Source organism: Priestia abyssalis (assembly GCF_002019595.1).
Classification (GTDB): Bacteria; Bacillota; Bacilli; order Bacillales; family Bacillaceae_H; genus Bacillus_BA; species Bacillus_BA abyssalis.
This window is the reverse complement of sequence record NZ_KV917369.1, coordinates 5419034-5439098: the sequence shown is the minus strand read 5'-3', so window position 1 is coordinate 5439098 and position 20065 is coordinate 5419034. Positions and strand designations below refer to the sequence as shown.

General features: G+C 42.0%; 23 protein-coding genes. All 23 read left to right on the top strand.

What is annotated here, in order from left to right:
* Positions 1–28: 28 nt before the first annotated feature.
* The 23 genes from BK575_RS26050 to BK575_RS25945 all read left to right on the top strand — a co-directional run bounded on the left by BK575_RS26050 (position 29) and on the right by BK575_RS25945 (position 20065).
* Positions 29–583, top strand: coding sequence for a manganese efflux pump MntP (locus BK575_RS26050; RefSeq protein WP_204524922.1), 555 nt, complete (start codon positions 29–31; stop codon positions 581–583).
* Positions 584–1028: 445 nt separating this feature from the next.
* On the top strand, positions 1029–1463 hold the full coding sequence (locus tag BK575_RS26045; protein ID WP_139368109.1) for a low molecular weight protein arginine phosphatase: 435 nt from the start codon (positions 1029–1031) through the stop codon (positions 1461–1463).
* Between the two features lie 19 nt (positions 1464–1482).
* On the top strand, positions 1483–2772 hold the full coding sequence (locus BK575_RS26040; protein WP_078414423.1) for a methyl-accepting chemotaxis protein: 1290 nt from the start codon (positions 1483–1485) through the stop codon (positions 2770–2772).
* A 74-nt stretch (positions 2773–2846) separates the two neighbouring features.
* Positions 2847–3284: a ribose 5-phosphate isomerase B gene (rpiB, locus tag BK575_RS26035; RefSeq protein WP_078414422.1), complete on the top strand. Its 438-nt coding sequence runs from the start codon at positions 2847–2849 to the stop codon at positions 3282–3284.
* 44 nt (positions 3285–3328) lie between these two features.
* Positions 3329–3904 (top strand): TIGR01440 family protein, encoded by a 576-nt coding sequence (locus BK575_RS26030; RefSeq protein ID WP_078414421.1) that lies wholly within the window; start codon positions 3329–3331, stop codon positions 3902–3904.
* 242 nt (positions 3905–4146) lie between these two features.
* Positions 4147–5394 (top strand): serine hydroxymethyltransferase, encoded by a 1248-nt coding sequence (gene glyA / locus BK575_RS26025; RefSeq protein ID WP_078414420.1) that lies wholly within the window; start codon positions 4147–4149, stop codon positions 5392–5394.
* Between the two features lie 431 nt (positions 5395–5825).
* The gene (gene upp, locus BK575_RS26020) at positions 5826–6455 is read left to right on the top strand and encodes a uracil phosphoribosyltransferase (protein ID WP_078414419.1); all 630 of its coding nucleotides are present in this window, start codon (positions 5826–5828) and stop codon (positions 6453–6455) included.
* Between the two features lie 20 nt (positions 6456–6475).
* Positions 6476–7627: a non-hydrolyzing UDP-N-acetylglucosamine 2-epimerase gene (gene wecB, locus BK575_RS26015; protein ID WP_078414418.1), complete on the top strand. Its 1152-nt coding sequence runs from the start codon at positions 6476–6478 to the stop codon at positions 7625–7627.
* Between the two features lie 69 nt (positions 7628–7696).
* Positions 7697–9889 carry a S8 family serine peptidase gene (locus tag BK575_RS26010; protein WP_078414417.1) on the top strand — a complete coding sequence of 731 codons (2193 nt, stop codon included), beginning with the start codon at positions 7697–7699 and terminating at the stop codon, positions 9887–9889.
* A 312-nt stretch (positions 9890–10201) separates the two neighbouring features.
* Entirely contained in the window at positions 10202–10423 is a 222-nt protein-coding gene (locus tag BK575_RS26005) for an AtpZ/AtpI family protein (RefSeq protein ID WP_078414416.1), read from the top strand.
* A gap of 6 nt (positions 10424–10429) precedes the next feature.
* Complete coding sequence (locus BK575_RS26000; protein WP_078414415.1) at positions 10430–10813, top strand: ATP synthase subunit I; 384 nt, start codon at positions 10430–10432, stop codon at positions 10811–10813.
* A gap of 6 nt (positions 10814–10819) precedes the next feature.
* On the top strand, positions 10820–11530 hold the full coding sequence (atpB, locus tag BK575_RS25995; RefSeq protein ID WP_078414414.1) for a F0F1 ATP synthase subunit A: 711 nt from the start codon (positions 10820–10822) through the stop codon (positions 11528–11530).
* 94 nt (positions 11531–11624) lie between these two features.
* Positions 11625–11837, top strand: a complete 213-nt coding sequence (gene atpE / locus BK575_RS25990) for a F0F1 ATP synthase subunit C (protein WP_078414413.1) — start codon at positions 11625–11627, stop codon at positions 11835–11837.
* A 136-nt stretch (positions 11838–11973) separates the two neighbouring features.
* A complete protein-coding gene (gene atpF / locus BK575_RS25985; RefSeq protein ID WP_078414412.1) occupies positions 11974–12522 on the top strand; it encodes a F0F1 ATP synthase subunit B in 549 nt (182 codons plus the stop codon).
* Positions 12519–13064, top strand: a complete 546-nt coding sequence (locus BK575_RS25980; RefSeq protein ID WP_078414411.1) for a F0F1 ATP synthase subunit delta — start codon at positions 12519–12521, stop codon at positions 13062–13064. Before atpF ends, BK575_RS25980 begins: the two co-directional genes overlap by 4 nt.
* Before the next feature lie 15 nt (positions 13065–13079).
* Positions 13080–14588: a F0F1 ATP synthase subunit alpha gene (gene atpA / locus BK575_RS25975; protein ID WP_078414410.1), complete on the top strand. Its 1509-nt coding sequence runs from the start codon at positions 13080–13082 to the stop codon at positions 14586–14588.
* 92 nt (positions 14589–14680) lie between these two features.
* Entirely contained in the window at positions 14681–15538 is an 858-nt protein-coding gene (locus BK575_RS25970; RefSeq protein WP_078414409.1) for a F0F1 ATP synthase subunit gamma, read from the top strand.
* Between the two features lie 56 nt (positions 15539–15594).
* Positions 15595–17013 carry a F0F1 ATP synthase subunit beta gene (gene atpD / locus BK575_RS25965; RefSeq protein ID WP_078414408.1) on the top strand — a complete coding sequence of 473 codons (1419 nt, stop codon included), beginning with the start codon at positions 15595–15597 and terminating at the stop codon, positions 17011–17013.
* 25 nt (positions 17014–17038) lie between these two features.
* Entirely contained in the window at positions 17039–17443 is a 405-nt protein-coding gene (locus BK575_RS25960) for a F0F1 ATP synthase subunit epsilon (protein ID WP_078414407.1), read from the top strand.
* Positions 17444–17654: 211 nt separating this feature from the next.
* On the top strand, positions 17655–17792 hold the full coding sequence (locus BK575_RS28225; RefSeq protein WP_139368108.1) for a lmo0937 family membrane protein: 138 nt from the start codon (positions 17655–17657) through the stop codon (positions 17790–17792).
* 231 nt (positions 17793–18023) lie between these two features.
* Positions 18024–18398, top strand: coding sequence for an NADH-quinone oxidoreductase subunit A (locus BK575_RS25955; RefSeq protein WP_078414406.1), 375 nt, complete (start codon positions 18024–18026; stop codon positions 18396–18398).
* Positions 18389–18901 (top strand): NuoB/complex I 20 kDa subunit family protein, encoded by a 513-nt coding sequence (locus BK575_RS25950; protein WP_078414405.1) that lies wholly within the window; start codon positions 18389–18391, stop codon positions 18899–18901. The genes BK575_RS25955 and BK575_RS25950 overlap by 10 nt, the downstream gene beginning before the upstream one ends.
* Positions 18902–18904: 3 nt before the next feature.
* On the top strand, positions 18905–20065 hold the full coding sequence (locus BK575_RS25945; protein ID WP_078414404.1) for an NADH-quinone oxidoreductase subunit C: 1161 nt from the start codon (positions 18905–18907) through the stop codon (positions 20063–20065).

Sequence of the window (20065 nt, the reverse complement as noted above, 5' to 3'; positions counted from 1 at the left end):
GGCACGTCCGAGGAGGGGGAGTATGGATATATCCACGATGATAGGGGAACTCATGACATTAACAATCATGGCATTGGCGCTGGGGATGGATGCCTTTTCGGTCGGATTAGGAATGGGACTGATTCGTTTGCGTATGCGCCAAATCTTCTATATAGGAGTGACAATTGGTCTTTTTCATATATGGATGCCTCTTTTAGGAATGATAATTGGAAAGTTATTATCGGATAAACTGGGTACCGTTGCTTCCTATGCCGGAGGTGTTTTGCTCGTTGTACTTGGAATACAAATGATGGTTTCTTCGTTTCGGCATGAGGAGGAAAGTCTTATTAAGCCAGCAGGGGTAGGCCTGTTGATATTTGCATTAAGTGTCAGCTTAGATAGTTTTTCGGTTGGTCTTAGTTTAGGTATTTTTGGTGCTAGAACAGCGGTAACCATTGCGATTTTCGGATTTATGAGTATGGTATTGACGTGGTTGGGGCTTATATTGGGCAGAAGAGTACAGGGGTGGTTGGGGAAGTACAGCGAAGCGCTTGGCGGGAGTATTTTATTAGCTTTCGGCATTAAGTTGTTATTGCCTCTTTAAGGAGAGCTTCATTCAACAATGATGTTGACTTTCAACACTTTGAATCCATTTGTAAAAAATGGCCCTTTGGGTCGAATGGATTAAACATCATCAGTATTCCTTAAAAAGAATGAAGAATAAGTGCGTTACCTTGAAAGGGCTGTCATGTGAAGTGAGAGGCCTTTTTTATTTTTCAAGCAGGAGTTTTTAGCTGTCAGGTAGAATTAAATAAAGTTATGGATAAAAAGAATAGGACACCCTGACTTTTTGTGAATGCATCGATACAATAAGTATGATTAGATAGAAGAAACTCTCAGCAGCGGGGGCTTACTGCCCGTTAATGCGGGATAAATCGTTCATTCAGATTGTATAGTTCCTTTTTAAAGGGAAATAAATGATTTTCATCAATTTGCTTATTGAGGAAGAACTATAATAGAAACTGCAAAAGAAAATGGAGGTAATCGTTATGGAACGTATTTTATTTGTTTGTACAGGCAATACATGTAGAAGTCCTATGGCTGAAGCATTGCTAAAGGCCAAACGGCTTAAGGGGATAGAGGTGAAATCCGCAGGGGTCTACGCCTTCCCTGGGAGTGACGCTTCGGGGCATGCGAAAGCAGCATTAAAGGAGATGGGAATCGAGCATTCACATGCTGCTTCTTTGTTAGACCAAGATCTAGTTGATTGGGCCACCCGTATCTTGACCATGACGAACAGTCATAAACAATTGATCATAGGGAATATTCCCAGTGCTGCCCATAAAACGAGCACGCTAAAAGAATTTGTAATGCAATCTGACAGTGATGTATCAGATCCCTTTGGAAGTTCTCTTGACGTCTATCGAAAAACATTAAATGAATTGAGTGAATTGGTCGATAAATTAGTTGAGAGATTAACATAAGAATAGCGGAGGCTTAACTATGAGGGAGAAAACGCGTTATCGATTTGGATTGCGGTTAAAACTGGTGGTGTTTATTTCGGTTTTAGCAATTATTACGTATTCGACCAGTGCTTTTTTTATTTATGTTTTATATCCTTTTGTATCTGGAATGGTGGATGAATCTATATTTACCATCATGACCCTTTCTTTAGGGATTTTTTGGTCAGGTTTTTTGGCCTATCTGGCAGCAGGGTTCCTGATTAAACCATTGCAAAGGCTGGAAATAGTGGCGAAAAAAGCTGCAGATGGGATTGTGAATGAAAATGTAGAAATATCCAAATCAGACGATGAAATTCGTTCTTTAGGAATTGCATTTAATCAAATGCTTCAAAGTTTAAGAGAAATGGTTAGAAATATTGAGCAAAACTTTGAGCAGACTAATGAAAAAGTTTTAACCATTTCTACCTATTCAAATGAAGCTTCTTTACAAGCGGGCAATATAGCGAGAACGATCGATGAAATTTCGAAGGGGGCAGAGAGTTCCGCCGTCTCCATTCAAGAAACATCAGAGTCGGTCGAGCAAGTGATTTTAATGGCCGAAGAAGTTCAAGATAAAGCGGATTTATCTAAACGCTTGTCGGAAGAAATGGTTGCTTCTCTAACAAAAAGCCGGGGAGCCACCAATGTGTTAATTGATGGTATGCGGAATTTAGTGAGCAATAACGAACGGTCTTTAGAAGCGGTCAAGCGCTTAGAGGGACATGCAAACCAAGTGGAAAATATCATCCGTTTAGTAGGGGACATTGCCGGCCAAACGAATTTGCTCGCTTTGAATGCTTCGATTGAGGCTGCAAGAGCGGGAGAACATGGAAAAGGGTTTGCGGTGGTAGCGAATGAAGTACGCAAATTAGCGGATGAAAGCGCGAAAGCTGTTCAAGGTATTACGGAATTAATCCAGAACATCCAAAAAGAAGTTCAAAACGTGGTTGGTCAAATTACACATCAAGTTGAGGTAGCAAAAGAAGAAGCACTTAAAGGGGACCAAACGACAACGGAACTCGGTGAAATGACACAATCCGTTCATCAGGTAGTGGAAACGGTGGAACAAATTGTTGTATTGGTAAAAAGGCAAATGGATAGTATCCGTCATACGGCCATTCAATCGCAAGAAGTGGCGGCAATTGCAGAGGAAACATCGGCAGGAGCAGAAGAGGTCAATTCTTCTATCCATGAGCAATCTGCCATGATTGAGGATGTAAATGAAATGGCTAAGCAGTTATCGGAACAGGCGGAGAAGTTAAAATTAACGATTCAGCGTTTTACGTTATAATGAATGAGAGATATAGTGAAAATAAAGAGAGGGGCTTACTGCCCGTAATGAGGGATAAAAAGGAGGATATAACAATGAAAGTAGCAATTGCTTCTGATCATGGCGGAGTGAACATTCGAAAAGAAATCGTGGCTTTAATGGAAGAGATGGGTGTTGAATATGAAGATTTAGGGTGTGAATGCACGACATCTGTCGATTATCCCGACTATGCTATTCCGGTAGCTGAAAAAGTAGTGAGTGGAGAAGTGGACCGCGGCATCCTAATTTGTGGAACAGGAATTGGAATGAGTATTGCAGCAAATAAGGTAAAAGGTGTGCGTTGCGCTCTTGTGCACGATATGTTCAGTGCCCAAGCAACACGTGAGCATAATGACAGCAACATTTTAGCGATGGGTGAGCGCGTGATCGGGCCTGGATTGGCAAGGGAAATTGCGAAGATTTGGCTTACAACAGAATTTCAGGGAGGACGACACGAGAATCGCGTAAATAAAATTAAAGAATACGAGGGATAACATCCAATACCTTTATACGGCTTTTTGAAAGGAGAGTATGAAAGATGGATGCTATGTTGGTCAATTGGAAACAAGAGCTTCAGGCAGTGCTGGAACAATTCTCTCAACAAGTGACATTGACAGAAAATCAGGTATTCGTTATTGGCTGCAGTACGAGTGAAGTAATGGGAGAGAAGATTGGAACAGCCGGTACCTCAGAAGTCGCCCAAATGATTTTTGAGACGTTCAAGGAGTTTCAGCTTGAATGCGGTGTGCAATTAGCCTTTCAATGTTGCGAGCATCTTAACCGTGCCCTTGTCGTTGAGAAGCAAACCGCTGTGAGAAATAACTGGGAAATGGTCTCCGTTATTCCTGTTCCAAAAGCAGGGGGGTCTATGGCGGCTTACGCGTATGAACAGATGGACCAGCCGGTGATGGTGGAATTTATAAAAGCTGATGCTGGTATCGATATTGGGGATACTTTTATCGGTATGCATTTAAAGCATGTAGCAGTGCCTATTAGATGTTCCGTTAAGCAGGTGGGGAGCGCGCATGTTACATTAGCGACGACAAGGCCGAAGCTCATTGGCGGAGCGAGGGCTGTATATGAACGGACAGATAAAAATAACACATGTTCATAGAGTGAGTTGTTTTTGGTAATTTTAAATAGTAGCGAACTGGATCGTTAGGTTCCATTTATTATATTAAAAAAATGAACGATAAATATTAATTTTAGTTTTAATGTTCGTGTTTATCTTGCGTTTTTTGATTTTTTTTATGGAAAAATGAGAATATAACTTCTAAAATCCTTAACATCCATGATACAATAGAGTCGAATTTAATAAAAACCAAGAAAAAGTGTACGTGAGGAGGATTTTTTAAGATGGAGAAATTAGCACAACAAGATCCGCAGCTTTTTCAAGCTATTCAAGAAGAGTTAACGAGACAGCGTTCGAAAATCGAATTGATCGCTTCAGAAAACTTTGTGAGTGAAGCGGTGATGGAAGCGCAAGGTTCCGTTTTAACAAACAAATATGCTGAAGGTTATCCTGGTAAACGTTATTATGGTGGCTGCGAACATGTGGACGTAGCAGAAGATTTAGCGCGTGATCGTGCCAAACAATTATTCGGTGCAGAACATGTAAACGTTCAGCCTCACTCTGGTGCGCAAGCAAACATGGCTGTTTACTTTACAATCTTAAATGCAGGGGATACTGTTCTAGGTATGAACTTGTCTCATGGCGGACACTTAACACACGGAAGCCCGGTTAACTTCAGTGGTGTTCAATATAACTTTGTGGAATATGGAGTAGATCAAGATACACAAGTTATCAACTATGATGATGTATTAGAGAAAGCTAGAATGCACAAGCCAAAGCTGATTGTAGCTGGAGCAAGTGCATATCCTCGTGTAATTGACTTTAAACGTTTCCGTGAGATTGCCGATGAGGTAGGTGCCTACCTTATGGTGGACATGGCTCATATTGCCGGTCTTGTTGCGGCAGGGCTTCATCCGAATCCAGTACCATATGCTCACTTTGTAACAACAACGACTCACAAAACGTTGCGTGGACCTCGCGGCGGTATGATTTTATGTAAAGAAGAGTTCGGAAAACAAATCGATAAATCGATCTTCCCTGGTATTCAAGGCGGTCCGCTTATGCATGTCATTGCGGCAAAAGCAGTAGCGTTTGGTGAAGCGTTAAAAGATGAATTCAAAACGTACGCTCAAAATATTATTGATAACGCAAATCGTTTAGCGGAATCATTGAAAAAAGAAGGGTTTACGCTTGTTTCCGACGGAACAGACAATCATTTAGTGTTGATTGATGTACGTTCCATGAACTTAACGGGTAAAGTAGCAGAGCATGCCCTTGATGAAATTGGGATTACAGTCAATAAAAATACCATCCCTTATGATCCTGAGAGCCCGTTTGTAACGAGCGGTATCCGTATCGGTACAGCGGCTGTAACAAGCAGAGGTTTTGGGTTAGAAGATATGGACGAGATTGCTGCTATTATGGCCTTAACATTAAAGAACGTAGACAATGAAGAAAAATTGGCAGAAGCTCGTGAACGAGTAGCAAACTTAACGAAAAAATTCGAATTATATCCTACTCGTCAAGGATAATCATGAGAGAAGCACCCCGTGAAGGGTGCTTCTTTATTTTGGGAAGGTAAGAAAGTATAATTTTCCACTAGTATTGGTGTCTAGCTCCAGCGCCTAGCTCAGCACGGGAAAAGATGATTGCCCTCATAAGGCAAAAAGCGTATACGGGGTCAATCCCTATTTCCTTGGACCCACAGGATGTGGGTCATGCCGACGTTGCCGCAGGACGCGGCGGTCTTAGTCGGCCTTCCTCATCAAGGCGCCTGCGCTTTTCTCATGGAGAATTTCTAACAATTGTTGAGAATTAATCAAACGACCTTGAATGCGCTTTGCTTTTTCTGTAAAATAGACACAATGCAAAAATTCCCTCAAATAAAACCAAACTGTTATTAAGTACCATTCTCATGAGAATGGTACTTCAATGTGTAACGGAAGAAAAAGGAGAGATAGACATGGGTAAAGTATACGTATTCGACCACCCGCTAATCCAACATAAATTAACGTACATACGTGATATTAATACTGGAACAAAGGAATTTCGCGAGCTAGTAGATGAAGTAGCCAGCTTAATGGCATTTGAAATTACACGCGATTTACCGCTTGAAGAAGTAGAAATCGAGACGCCTGTTTGCAAGACGCCGTCTAAAGTGTTGTCAGGTAAAAAATTAGGAATCGTTCCGATCTTGCGTGCGGGATTAGGCATGGTGGACGGTATTTTAAAGCTTATTCCTGCTGCAAAAGTAGGTCATGTCGGTTTATATCGTGATCCGAAAACATTAATGCCGGTTGAATATTACGCGAAGCTGCCAAGCGACATCGAAGAGCGTGATTTTATTGTCGTTGACCCGATGCTGGCAACAGGGGGATCTGCGGTAGAGGCTATCAACTCTCTTAAAAAACGCGGTGCCAAAAACATTAAATTCATGTGTTTGATCGCTGCTCCTGAAGGGGTAGAAGCTATTAAAGAGGCACATTCGGATGTTGATATTTATATTGCTGCGTTAGATGAAAAATTAAACGACCATGGTTACATTGTTCCTGGATTAGGTGATGCCGGGGATCGTCTATTCGGTACAAAATAATCGGCGTAAAGGTGATAAAAATGAACCAACCAATTAAAGTAATGACCATTTTCGGCACACGGCCTGAAGCCATTAAAATGGCTCCGCTTGTGTTGGAATTAAAAAAACGTCCGGAAGAATTTGAAGCAATTGTGACGGTAACAGCCCAGCACCGTCAAATGCTGGATCAAGTCATGGCGATTTTTGATGTGAACCCGGACTATGATCTGAATATCATGAAGGACCGTCAAACATTGATGGATGTAACGACAAGAGGGCTTCAAGGACTGGATGCTGTCATGAAAGAAGTAAAGCCTGACATTGTCCTTGTACATGGTGATACAACGACGACATTTATTGCCAGCTTAGCGGCTCTTTACAATCAAATTGTCGTCGGGCACGTAGAGGCCGGGTTACGTACATGGAATAAATACTCTCCTTACCCGGAAGAAATGAATCGTCAGTTGACGGGAGTCGTGGCGGACTTGCATTTTGCTCCAACCGAAAAATCGGCTCATAATCTATTGCAAGAAAATAAACCGGAAGAAGCCATTTTCATTACAGGGAACACGGCTATTGATGCACTTAGCACAACCGTTCGGGATGAGTATACTCATCCCGTTTTGGAAAAGGTGGGAGGGGACCGCTTAATTTTATTAACGGCCCATCGTCGTGAAAACCTAGGGGAACCGATGAGAAACATGTTCCGTGCTGTGAAGAGAATAGTAGAAGAGCATGATGATGTTCAAGTGGTTTACCCTGTTCACTTAAATCCGGTGGTGCGTGAACTGGCCGATGAAGTGTTAGGCGAAGATCCGCGCATCCATTTGATTGAACCATTGGATGTGATCGATTTCCATAACTTTGCCTCGAGGTCTTATCTCATTTTGACGGATTCCGGCGGTGTACAAGAAGAGGCTCCATCACTTGGAGTACCTGTCCTTGTACTGCGTGATACAACAGAACGTCCAGAGGGAATTGAAGCCGGAACGTTAAAGCTGGCAGGAACAGAAGAAGAAAACATCTATCAGCTGGCTAAACAATTATTAACAGATCAAGAAGCTTATGAATATATGGCTAAAGCATCCAACCCTTATGGAGATGGGTTGGCTTCAAAGCGTATTGCTGATGCCATCAGCTTTTACTTTAAACGGACAGAACGACGTCCTGATATATTTAATCCATTATCTTAGTATTTCTCCTGCCTCTCACATGAAAAGCGTCTGTTTGTGACACGCTTATATAGTGAGGGGTGTTTTTTTATGTTAAAAGCATTGATTCTATTATTGTCGTTACCTTTTTTCGGAGTCGAGGTCAACGCATATACGATGCCGAATCGGCCGCCTATCAATTCTTATTTGGAACATAAAGTGACAACAAAGATTTTTATGGCAAAAGAAAAGATGACGGAAGAAAGAGTTCGTGAGCTTAAAACCAAGTTCCCGGGTTTGAATGTTCGTACCGTTTATCATCAAGTTTTCGATGGATTTGCCGCAACAGGCACCTATGCCCTGTTAGATAAAGTTCAGCATGAAACGTGGGTGGCCGATTCTCATCCGCTTGCTTATTATCGGGTATCCGCTGATGAAAGCATCCCATTCATCGGTGGGGAGAGCGTGAGAGGGGAGCTGGATAAAGAAGGGTTTCGGTTAACCGGACGGGGAATCAAAATTGGGATAATTGATACGGGAATCGATTATCATCATCCGGATTTGCGCGGCAATTACCGGGGAGGCTTTGACACGATTGAGATGGATGCAGATCCAATGGAGACGCTTCCGAAAGAAGGGCAGCCGACTTCCCACGGTACCCATGTGGCAGGAGTCATAGCAGGAAACGGAAAAATGAGGGGAGTGGCTCCGGAAGCCGACCTTTATATTTATAGAGCACTGGGAGCAGGTGGATTTGGAACGTCTGAACAAGTGCTTCTCGCCATTGAAAAAGCGGTGGAAGATCAAGTGGATATTTTGAATCTATCCCTGGGAAATGATGTAAATGGGCCCGATTGGCCTACAAGTTTAGCATTGGACAAGGCTGTGGAAAAAGGAATCGTAGCTGTCACATCCAGCGGGAACTCAGGACCGGAACTATGGTCAGTCGGCTCTCCCGGTACTTCATCCAAAGCCATTTCAGTAGGAGCATCCACTCCTCCGTCTGCCATTCCATATTTAAAAATTGGCTCGCTGCGCGGGGAATATGAAATCAATCCGTTTATCGGTACGAAGGAATGGAAGCTGAAAAGAGACTATGAATTGATGGATGGGGGAGTCGGGGAAAAGAACGAGCTGAAGGATGTAAGAGGGAAAGTGGTACTCGTTCGCCGAGGAGGCATTTCTTTTATGGAAAAGGCTAAAAATGCGGAAAAGGCCGGGGCTGTGGGATTGATTATAGCCAACAATGCACCTGGCAGCTTTACCGGGTTGCTGCGACAAGACGCCGGGATACCGGTTGCTTCTATGGATAAGGAAACAGCCGATCAGGCGGAAAAGGAACTAAAGAAGGGGAGAACGTTTCTTTCATTTTTATATAAAAAGAAACAAGATGTATTAGCACCTTTTAGCTCCCGCGGCCCTGTCACAGAAACATGGGAAATTAAACCGGATATTTTGGCGCCGGGAATGAATATTATGAGTACGACCCCGAGCGGTTATGAAGAGATGCATGGAACGAGCATGGCTGCCCCCCATGTAGCGGGAGCTTGCGCTTTAATTTTGCAGGCACACCCTGATTGGTCTCCGGAACAAGTAAAGGCAGCTTTAATGAACAACGCCAAAGTACTGGGAGAAGAAAAGGGGAGGGCCTATGCTCCTTATGAACAGGGGAGCGGACGTCTGCAAATCATGGAGGCAGTCAACGCCCACACACTTATTTACCCAAGTTCCTTATCATTTGGGGTATATGATCCAAAAAAACTTTTCGAAAGAAAAACGTTATCCATTACCATTGAAAATGTATCTTCTAAACCTCAGTCGTATCATTTTCAGGCTCCCCGTATAAAGGGAGAATGGAGCTACCCTTTGTCTTTCACTCTTAATCCAAATGAAAAAAGGAAAGTAAACATTGGCTTAATGATTAGAGGAGCGAAGAATGGTATTTATGACGGGTGTTTCGCCATACAGGCATCGGGAAAAAGGATTTCACTGCCTTACATGTTTATGGAAGGGGAACCGGATTATCCTCGAATGATGGGATTTCAATTTGGAAGAGGGGAGAAGGAAGGGGAGTACTGGTATCAAATCTTTTTGCCAGGAGGGGCCGATGAAATGGGGATTGCTCTTTATGATCCTGTTACACTGAGGTTTGTTGAATATCTTGATGCGAAAAAGAGTGTAAGGCGGGGATTGACGAAGCAAGTGGTGAAAGCGAGATTGGCCTCAGGAGTGTATAAGGCTCTAGTCTTTGTGAAAAAAGGACAAAAAGAAGATGTATTGGAAACAACCATCACTTTGGAATGAACAATTCGACAAAAAAGGCTAAAAAAAGTATCTTACTATACTTTTCACTATTTGCACAATGCAATTGTGTACATTTCTTGACAAATTGTGAAGTTTTCCACGTAACGCATTGACATTACCTAGAGCCTATTGTATGCTAACAGGGGATATAAATGGTAAGGTTTTCAACCTAGAAAAACAAGCCAAAAATATCGTATTTTTTCGACAAAATAGACCCTTTTTAGATAGGAACGACTTTCTGTTCATCGCATATAAATGTATATGGACTTTTTTTAAAGTCAATCATATTCCTTGATAACGGAGGGGATCCTCATGAGTCGAAAACCGCGCCATCCATTTCGTGCTATGGCGTTAATGTCCATCATTCTTTCACAACTAGCAGGTTCCATGTTAATCGGGTTATTTTTTGGAAAATGGCTTGACGGACAAGTCGGAACCGAACCACTTTTTTTAGTTCTTGGTCTTCTAATGGGACTTGGGACGGGCGTTTATGCCATGCTTCGTTCAGTCCGCCAATTTTTCTCGGGAGAATAAACTTCTATGCAAGATTTGCAGCAAATGTTTCCGCGTCTTCGATCATACATATTTTTTATTCTTGCCCTGTTTGTATTAGGATGGGGATTTACAGAGTACCAATCTGTGTTTTTAGGTCTGGCCTTAGGTACTGTTTTCAGCCTATATAATTTGTGGACTCTAGTCCGAAGAGAAAGACAATTTGGACAAGCCATCGAACAAGGAAGAAAAGTAAAGTCGGTCGGAACTTTTACAAGGTTTGCTACAGCGGCATTAGGGGTTATCATCGCTTTGCGATATCCGGAAGAGGTTCATCTAGTTGCTTTCATTATGGGATTAATGACATTTTACCTTGTCATTATAATAGATTTTATAATCCAAAGCATCCGTTATAGATGGGAAGAGAGGTGAAAACAGTTGGGTCACGGAGCGCCAATTGTGGAGTTTTTAGGTCTTACATTTAACCTTGCGAACATGTTGATGATTACAGTAGCGTCATTAATTGTGTTCCTAATAGCAGTATTTGCTACTCGTCGGCTTGCATTGAAACCTACCGGCATGCAAAACTTCATGGAATGGGTTTTGGATTTCGTTAAAGGTCTTATCAATAGTACAATGGATTGGAAGACGGGAGGCCGCTTCTTAACATTGGGAGTAGCACTATTAATGTACATTTTCGTTTCAAACATGCTAGGCTTACCGTTTTCGGTAATAGTAAATCATGAGTTATGGTGGAAGTCACCAACTGCTGATCCAGCCATCACGTTAACGCTTGCTGCGATGGTAGTAGTGTTAACGCATTATTATGGTATTAAGATGAAAGGTGCAGCAGAATATGGTCGAGAGTTTTTCAGACCGATGCCTTTCTTATTTCCGCTTAAGATTATTGAAGAATTTGCCAACACATTAACGCTTGGTCTTCGTCTTTTCGGGAATATCTATGCAGGTGAAATTTTATTAGGATTATTGGCTGGTCTTGCAACCAGCGGAGTATTTGGTGCAATAGGAGCCATTATTCCAATGCTTGCATGGCAAGGATTTAGTATCTTCGTCGGTGCAATTCAAGCATTTATCTTTACCATGTTAACGATGGTGTATATGGCACACAAAGTGAGTCATGACCATTAATTATAAATGTTGTTCAAATCATACCCGTTTTTGAACAGTTATTAAACTAAATTATTTATAAAATCTTAGGATTATTTTAAGGAGGACTTTTACAATGGGTTTATTAGCAGCTGCAATTGCAATTGGTTTAGCGGCACTTGGTGCTGGTATTGGTAACGGATTGATCGTTTCTCGTACAGTTGAGGGGATTGCTCGTCAACCGGAAGCTAAGGCAACTTTAACAACTACTATGTTCATCGGGGTAGCATTAGTTGAGGCGATTCCTATCATCGCTGTAGTTATCGCGTTCATGGTTCAAGGTCGTTAATAGGGAATTAAACAACATTCAAAAGTGGCGAAGATCATTCGATAAGAACCTTCGCCATTCCTTTATGTCTATAATGGAAGAAATTCATAAATTTTTACTATTTTGAAGTATCAGGGATCCTCTGAAGGGAGTGAAGATGGCTGTGTCTTTAAACATGTTAGTATTAGGAGCAACTGCACACGGGGCTTCTGAAGGCGGTTTTACCTTCAATGCCGGAGATATGTTATTCCAATTAGTAATGTTCCTCATTCTCTTAGCGTTACTTCGCAAATTTGCTTTCGGTCCGTTAATGGGCATCATGAAACAGCGTGAAGACCATATCGCTAGTGAGATTGCTGCCGCAGAAAAGAGCAATGAAGAATCTAAAAAGCTGGCAGAAGAACAACGTCAGTTATTAAAGCAATCTCGCCAAGAATCACAAACAATGATTGAGAATGCGAAAAAAGCAGCAGAAGAAAAGAAAGAAGAAATCATCGCGACAGCACGTGCAGAGGCTGACCGCTTGAAAGAAGCTGCAAAGCAAGAAATCGAACGCGAAAAAGAGCAAGCTGTTGCCGCTTTACGCGAGCAAGTATCATCTTTATCTGTTCTTATTGCTTCTAAAGTAATTGAAAAAGAATTATCTGAGAAAGACCAAGAAAACCTCATTAAAGAGTATATTCAAGAGGTAGGAGAAGCGCGATGAGCAAACATTTAGTATCAAAGCGCTATGCATTGGCTCTTTTTCAATTAGCTCAAGAACAGAACATGGTAAACGAGTTTGAAGAGCAACTGCGTGTTGTTCAAGAAGTAGTACAAGAAAATCGTGATCTATTGGTTGTGTTAAAACATCCAAAAGTATCATTCGAACAAAAACAAACGTTATTAAAAGAAGCGTTTTCTGCTATGCTTCCGCAAATCCAATCTACTTTATCCATGCTGTTAGATCGTCATCGCATTGATATTATTGTAGATATGGTAGCTGAGTTTGTAGAATTAGCAAATGAAGCAAAAGGGACAGCAGAAGCGAAAGTATACTCTGTTCGACCTTTGACAGAAGATGAAGGACAAGTGTTGTCCCAAACTTTTGCACAAAAAGTCGGAAGACAGTCATTGAAAATCCAAAATATCGTAGATAAAAGCCTAATCGGGGGCGTCAAGCTTCGTATTGGCAATCGCATTTATGATGGTAGCGTAAGCGGTAAATTAGAACGCATTCAACGCGAACTTCTTGCGAACAGATCGTAGATAGGGGTGAAATTGATGAGCATCAAAGCTGAAGAAATTAGTGCACTGATAAAGAAGCAAATCGAAAATTATCAGTCTGAAATTAAAGTGAGCGATGTTGGTACAGTTATCCAAATTGGTGACGGTGTCGCACGTGTACACGGCCTTGATAATATTATGGCCGGAGAGCTTGTAGAATTCTCTAACGGTGTCATGGGTATGGCACAAAACCTTGAAGAAAACAACGTTGGTATCATCATTTTAGGTCCTTACACAGGTATCCGTGAAGGTGACGAAGTCCGTCGTACGGGACGTATCATGGAAGTACCGGTAGGAGACGCATTAATCGGCCGTGTTGTTAACTCTCTTGGTCAGCCAGTTGATGGCTTAGGTCCAATTGAAACAACAAAAACTCGCCCGATTGAAAGTGGAGCACCGGGTGTAATGGATCGTAAATCTGTACATGAGCCATTACAAACAGGTATTAAAGCGATTGACGCATTAGTGCCAATCGGACGAGGACAACGTGAGTTAATCATCGGTGACCGTCAAACAGGTAAAACATCTGTGGCGATTGATACAATCTTAAACCAAAAAGGCAATGGTATGGTTTGTATTTACGTTGCCATTGGCCAAAAAGAATCAACTGTACGTAACGTAGTTGAAACATTGCGCAAGCATGGTGCATTAGAGTACACAATCGTTGTAACAGCTTCTGCATCACAACCGGCTCCAATGTTATTCTTGGCTCCTTATGCTGGGGTAACAATGGGTGAAGAATTCATGTACAACGGCAAACACGTATTAGTTGTATATGATGATTTATCTAAACAAGCGACAGCTTATCGTGAGCTTTCACTACTATTACGCCGTCCTCCAGGTCGTGAAGCATATCCTGGTGACGTATTCTACTTGCATTCTCGTCTTTTAGAGCGTGCAGCGAAATTATCAGACGCAAAAGGCGCAGGTTCAATCACTGCTCTTCCATTCATTGAAACGCAAGCGGGTGACGTTTCTGCGTACATCCCAACAAACGTAATCTCCATTACAGATGGACAGATCTTCTTGCAATCTGACTTATTCTTCTCAGGTGTACGCCCTGCGATCAACGCTGGTTTATCAGTATCTCGCGTTGGGGGTTCTGCTCAAATTAAAGCAATGAAAAAGGTAGCAGGTACACTTCGTCTTGACTTGGCTTCTTACCGTGAACTAGAAGCATTCGCTCAGTTCGGGTCAGACCTTGATAAAGCAACACAAGCGAAATTAAACCGTGGTGCTCGTACAGTAGAAGTATTGAAGCAAGGTTTAAACAAACCGCTTGCTGTTGAAAAACAAGTAGCAATTCTTTACGCATTAACTCGCGGATTCTTAGATAGCATTCCGGTAGAAGATATTAACCGCTTTGAAGAAGAGTTCTTAGCATGGTTAGAACAAAACCGCAAAGAAGTATTAGATCATATCCGCACGACTGGCGATCTTCCTGCTGAGGGAGACCTAAACAGTGCAATTGAAGATTTCAAAAAAGTATTTATTGTTTCTGAATAATAAATGACCGGCAGCGGCAACTCTAATGCTGCCTCTGCCCTCATTGACTGTAAAGCGGCTCGATTTTGTCTAATAAAGCGAGGTGAGAACCTTTGGCATCATTACGTGATATAAAAACTCGTATTACTTCCACAAAGAAAACAAGCCAAATTACAAAAGCGATGGAAATGGTATCAGCAGCGAAATTAAACCGTGCTGAGAACAATGCGAAGTCATTTGTGCCATACATGGAGAAAATCCAGGACGTGGTAGCAAGCATTGCCTTAGGCAGCAAAGATGCTTCACATCCAATGCTTTTATCCCGTCCTGTAAAGAAAACGGGATATCTTGTAATTACGTCTGACCGTGGGTTGGCAGGTGCTTTTAACAGTAACGTGCTTCGTACGGTTTACAATGCGATTCAAGAACGCCATCGTTCACAGGACGAGTATGCGATTATTGCTGTTGGAAGAATGGGACGTGACTTCTTTAAAAGACGCGGCATTCCGGTCATGTTGGAAATTACAGCTTTAGCTGACCAGCCTTCATTTGCCGATATTAAAGACATTGCTTCTAAGGCGGTTAATATGTTTGCTGATGGTACATTCGATGAATTATATATGTTCTATAACCATTTCGTAAGTGCTATTCAACAAGATGTAACGGAGAAAAAGCTCTTGCCTCTAACAGACATTGCTTCTTCAAATAAGCTAATGTCATATGAGTTTGAGCCATCACAAGAAGAAATTTTAGAAGTTCTTCTACCTCAATATGCAGAAAGTCTCATTTATGGAGCACTGCTTGATTCGAAAGCAAGTGAGCATGCTGCGCGTATGACAGCGATGAAAAATGCGACAGACAACGCGAAGGAGCTTATTCGCTCGCTTACACTTTCATACAACCGTGCCCGTCAGGCTGCGATTACACAAGAGATTACAGAAATCGTTGCTGGAGCTTCAGCACTTGAATAATACAATGAACGTAAAAAGATAAATGTTTGGTTACTAGCAAGTTAGGAGGGAAAACGATGAAAGGACGCGTTACTCAGATTATGGGTCCTGTTGTAGACGTAAAGTTTGACAGCGGACATCTTCCGGCTATTTATAACGCTCTTACAATTAAGCATGCAGCACGCAGCGAAAACGAAGTCGATGTTGACTTAACTTTAGAAGTTGCCCTTCACTTAGGCGATGATTCAGTTCGTACAATCGCAATGGCTTCTACAGATGGCCTTGTTCGCGGATTAGAAGTGACAGATACAGGTGCTCCAATTTCTGTACCTGTAGGTGACGTAACGTTAGGGCGTGTATTCAACGTACTTGGAGATACAATCGACTTAGATGCTGAAATCGCTGCAGAGGCTCGTCGTGATTCAATTCACCGACAAGCACCAAAGTTTGATCAGCTTTCTACTCAAGTAGAAATTCTTGAAACAGGTATTAAAGTAGTAGACTTACTTGCTCCATATATTAAAGGTGGAAAAATCGGTCTATTCGGTGGTGCCGGTGTAGGTAAAACGGTATTAATCCAGGAGCTTATCAACAACATCGCTCAAGAGCACGGCGGTATCTCGGTATTCGCTGGTGTAGGTGAGCGTACTCGTGAAGGAAATGACCTTTACCACGAGATGAGCGATTCTGGGGTTATCAAGAAAACAGCGATGGTATTCGGACAAATGAACGAGCCGCCTGGTGCGCGTATGCGTGTTGCTTTAACAGGTTTAACAATGGCGGAATACTTCCGTGACGAGCAAGGTCAGGACGTATTATTCTTCATGGATAACATTTTCCGCTTCACACAAGCTGGTTCTGAGGTATCGGCATTACTTGGCCGTATGCCATCTGCCGTAGGTTACCAGCCGACATTAGCAACGGAAATGGGTCAATTACAAGAGCGTATCACATCAACAAACGTTGGTTCTGTAACATCGATTCAAGCGATTTACGTACCAGCCGATGACTATACGGATCCAGCTCCGGCAACAACGTTCGCTCACTTAGATGCGACAACAAACCTTGAGCGTAAATTAACTGAGATGGGTATTTACCCTGCGGTAGACCCTCTTGCATCAACGTCTCGCGCATTATCGCCTGAAATCGTTGGTGAAGAGCATTATAAAGTAGCACGTAGTGTACAGCAAACGTTACAACGCTACAGAGAGCTTCAAGATATCATCGCGATTCTTGGTATGGATGAGCTTTCTGAAGAAGACAAGCTTGTCGTACACCGCGCTCGTCGTGTTCAGTTCTTCTTATCTCAAAACTTCCACGTAGCGGAGCAGTTTACAGGTCAACCTGGTTCGTACGTACCGGTTAAAGAAACAGTAGCTGGTTTCAAGGATATCCTTGCAGGTAAGTATGACCACCTTCCTGAAGATGCATTCCGTCTAGTAGGAAGAATTGAAGAAGTAATTGAAAATGCAAAGAAAATGGGAGTAGAAGCTTAAGATAAGGGACATAGGAGGGTAATAAATGAAGACAATCAATGTCAGTGTAGTGACTCCTGATGGCCCAGTCTATGAAGCCGATGTGGAAATGGTAAGTACAAAAGCTCAAAGTGGTGAGCTTGGGATTTTACCAGGACATATCCCATTAGTGGCTCCACTTCAAATCGGAGCTGTTCGCTTGAAAAAAGGAAGCAGCACTGAGCTTGTAGCTGTTAGCGGCGGCTTTCTTGAAGTAAGACCGGATAAAGTGACGATTTTAGCACAGGCTGCTGAAAAAGCAGAAGAAATCGATGTTGAACGTGCGAAAGAAGCCAGACAGCGTGCCGAACAACGTTTACAAGGCAAGCAGGATGACGTCGATTTTAAGCGTGCTGAACTTTCACTCAAGCGTGCCATCAACCGTATTGAGGTAGGTCAACGTCAATTTTAATCAAAAAGCATCGTACATCTGTACGGTGCTTTTTTAGTTTTATCATTTAAATAAAAAGTAACGGGCAGTCCTACTTCTATAACTCGATTAGAGTAAATGAAGATTTCCTTTATTTCCCGAGAATTTATGAATCAAAAAATGTTTTTCTACTATCACTTCAGGGTATTAAAAACTATCAAGTAAGTACATTGATTGTTAAGGAGTGATTTTCATGTTATGGACCATCATTGGAGTATTATTATTAGCATGGTTACTAGGGTTGCTATTTGATTTTACAGGCGGATTTATTCATATTCTATTAGTGATTGCAGCCATTATTCTAGTTGTTAAACTAATTAAGCGAGCTTGATGGGCGTGAAGCCAATTTTAGTATGAGTCTTTCTATATCACTTGTTTTTGTAAGAAAACAGGAGATGTAGGAAGGCTTATTATTTTTTAGTCGGGAAATCATTCTTTTATTGAAATTATTTACATATTATACAAACATAAACAGATACATTGTCGACACTCCATATCCGATTTGTTATAATATTAGCAACACATTTCTAAATTTTTAGATAATTGTAGAGGAGGCGTGTTTATGAGCATCCTGAATACATATTTAAACAGCTATATGATTATCTTCATCTTTCTGCTCTTAGGTATACTGTTGCCTGTTGTTGCTTTAACGGCAGGTAGGCTTCTTAGACCGCATGCACCAAGTACTGCCAAACAAACAACATATGAAAGTGGGATTGAACCGTTTCATGAAGCAAGGGTCCAATTTAACGTGAGATATTACATATTTGCGTTAATGTTCGTCATCTTTGATGTGGAAACGGTTTTTTTGTATCCATGGGCAGTCGCTTATGATTCGCTCGGTTTGTTTGCACTGATTGAAATGCTCATCTTTGTTTTTATGCTGTTGGTTGGACTAACTTACGCTTGGAAAAAGAAGGTGCTGAAATGGAATTAAATTTAGAGCATATTTCAAAAGAAGAATTAGAAGAGATGAGACGAAATGTATTTTTAACGACTTTAGAGCAATTAAAGGCGTGGGCTAGAAGCAATTCCTTATGGCCGCTGACTTTTGGACTGGCATGCTGCGCCATTGAAATGATGGGGGTTGGGTCTTCCCATTATGACTTAGACCGCTTTGGTTCATTCTTCCGCACTTCCCCTCGTCAATCGGACGTCATGATTGTCTCTGGAACCGTTACCAAAAAAATGGCACCTATTGTTAAAAGACTGTACGATCAAATGCCTGAGCCTAAATGGGTGATTGCTATGGGATCATGTGCAACGGCAGGCGGTCCCTATGTGAAATCTTATGCGGTAGTTAAAGGTGTTGACCAAATTGTACCGGTAGATGTTTATATCCCTGGATGTCCTCCTAACCCGGCCGCCTTAATATATGGCATCAATAAATTAAAAGAAAAAATACGTTATGAAGCGAAAACCGGAAAGCGGGTGATTTAATCAATGAGCGGGGATAAATCACTGGAACAGCAAAAAAAAGAAGCTGCTGAAAAGGCGAAGCTGGAAGCGAAAAAAAAGATGGAGGAGCTAAAGAGACAGAAAGAAAAAGCAGGCTCAGAAAGTGAAGAAACAGTCGAATTGGCCAAGAAAAAAGCGGCAGCAGCGGCGAAAGCGAAGGCCCAAGCCCTGTTGAAGCAAAAAGAAAAGGAAGCGTCACAAGAAGAAACAGGCAGTGAAGAAGCATCTGATTTGGCCAAGAAAAAAGCAGCTGCAGCGGCAAAAGCGAAGGCCCAAGCCCTGTTGAAGCAAAAAGAAAAGGAAGCGGCGCAAGAAGAAACAGGCAGTGAAGAAGCATCTGATTTAGCCAAGAAAAAAGCGGCAGCAGCGGCAAAAGCAAAGGCCCAAGCCCTGTTGAAGCAAAAAGAAAAGGAAGCGGCGCAAGAAGAAACAGGCAGTGAAGAAGCATCTGATTTGGCCAAGAAAAAAGCGGCAGCGGCGGCAAAAGCAAAGGCCCAAGCTTTAGCTAAACAGAAGGCCGCTCAATCCATTGAAAAAACTGAAGATGAACTGGCAAAAGAAAAAGCGAAGGCCGTCGCCGCTGCAAAAGCGAAGGCAGCAGCTGCCGCAAAGGCAAAAGCAGCCAGTTTAGCAACTCCTGAAGAACCTCAACAAGAACTATTACCTTCTCTTAATCAACCACTTCTAGATAAGTACGTAAAAGTTATCCAAGAACATTTAGGCGAAGAGAGCTTAGAAGAATGCTATATCAATCGTCTTTCCAAGGATGTGCCTACTCTTGTAGCCAAGCCCCATACATATTTTAAGGTGGCGGAGTTTCTTAAATATAATGAGCAGTTAGGCTTTGATTATTTATCTGAACTTCATGGAACTGATTTTCAAACGCATTTTGAAATATATGTACATCTATACTCCTATAAAAATCGCCAATCCGTTGCTTTAAAAACAAAAATTGACCGGGAAAAGGGAACGATGGCTTCTATTGCACCGTTATGGGCAGGGGCAGATTGGCCTGAACGTGAAACATACGATTTGCTTGGGATTATCTTTGAAGGTCATCCGAACCTTAAGCGTATCATGCTTCCAGATGACTGGGTCGGGTATCCTTTGCGAAAAGATTACGAGCCTTACGACGTGGAGGTATAA

Coding starts and splice junctions, on each gene's coding strand:
- BK575_RS26045 (WP_139368109.1), top strand. CDS start 1,029: ATGGAACGTATTTTATTTGTTTGTACAGGCAATACATGTAGAAGTCCT.
- BK575_RS26040 (WP_078414423.1), top strand. CDS start 1,483: ATGAGGGAGAAAACGCGTTATCGATTTGGATTGCGGTTAAAACTGGTG.
- rpiB (WP_078414422.1), top strand. CDS start 2,847: ATGAAAGTAGCAATTGCTTCTGATCATGGCGGAGTGAACATTCGAAAA.
- BK575_RS26030 (WP_078414421.1), top strand. CDS start 3,329: ATGGATGCTATGTTGGTCAATTGGAAACAAGAGCTTCAGGCAGTGCTG.
- glyA (WP_078414420.1), top strand. CDS start 4,147: ATGGAGAAATTAGCACAACAAGATCCGCAGCTTTTTCAAGCTATTCAA.
- upp (WP_078414419.1), top strand. CDS start 5,826: ATGGGTAAAGTATACGTATTCGACCACCCGCTAATCCAACATAAATTA.
- wecB (WP_078414418.1), top strand. CDS start 6,476: ATGAACCAACCAATTAAAGTAATGACCATTTTCGGCACACGGCCTGAA.
- BK575_RS26010 (WP_078414417.1), top strand. CDS start 7,697: ATGTTAAAAGCATTGATTCTATTATTGTCGTTACCTTTTTTCGGAGTC.
- BK575_RS26005 (WP_078414416.1), top strand. CDS start 10,202: ATGAGTCGAAAACCGCGCCATCCATTTCGTGCTATGGCGTTAATGTCC.
- BK575_RS26000 (WP_078414415.1), top strand. CDS start 10,430: ATGCAAGATTTGCAGCAAATGTTTCCGCGTCTTCGATCATACATATTT.
- atpE (WP_078414413.1), top strand. CDS start 11,625: ATGGGTTTATTAGCAGCTGCAATTGCAATTGGTTTAGCGGCACTTGGT.
- atpF (WP_078414412.1), top strand. CDS start 11,974: ATGGCTGTGTCTTTAAACATGTTAGTATTAGGAGCAACTGCACACGGG.
- BK575_RS25980 (WP_078414411.1), top strand. CDS start 12,519: ATGAGCAAACATTTAGTATCAAAGCGCTATGCATTGGCTCTTTTTCAA.
- atpA (WP_078414410.1), top strand. CDS start 13,080: ATGAGCATCAAAGCTGAAGAAATTAGTGCACTGATAAAGAAGCAAATC.
- atpD (WP_078414408.1), top strand. CDS start 15,595: ATGAAAGGACGCGTTACTCAGATTATGGGTCCTGTTGTAGACGTAAAG.
- BK575_RS25960 (WP_078414407.1), top strand. CDS start 17,039: ATGAAGACAATCAATGTCAGTGTAGTGACTCCTGATGGCCCAGTCTAT.
- BK575_RS28225 (WP_139368108.1), top strand. CDS start 17,655: ATGTTATGGACCATCATTGGAGTATTATTATTAGCATGGTTACTAGGG.
- BK575_RS25955 (WP_078414406.1), top strand. CDS start 18,024: ATGAGCATCCTGAATACATATTTAAACAGCTATATGATTATCTTCATC.
- BK575_RS25950 (WP_078414405.1), top strand. CDS start 18,389: ATGGAATTAAATTTAGAGCATATTTCAAAAGAAGAATTAGAAGAGATG.
- BK575_RS25945 (WP_078414404.1), top strand. CDS start 18,905: ATGAGCGGGGATAAATCACTGGAACAGCAAAAAAAAGAAGCTGCTGAA.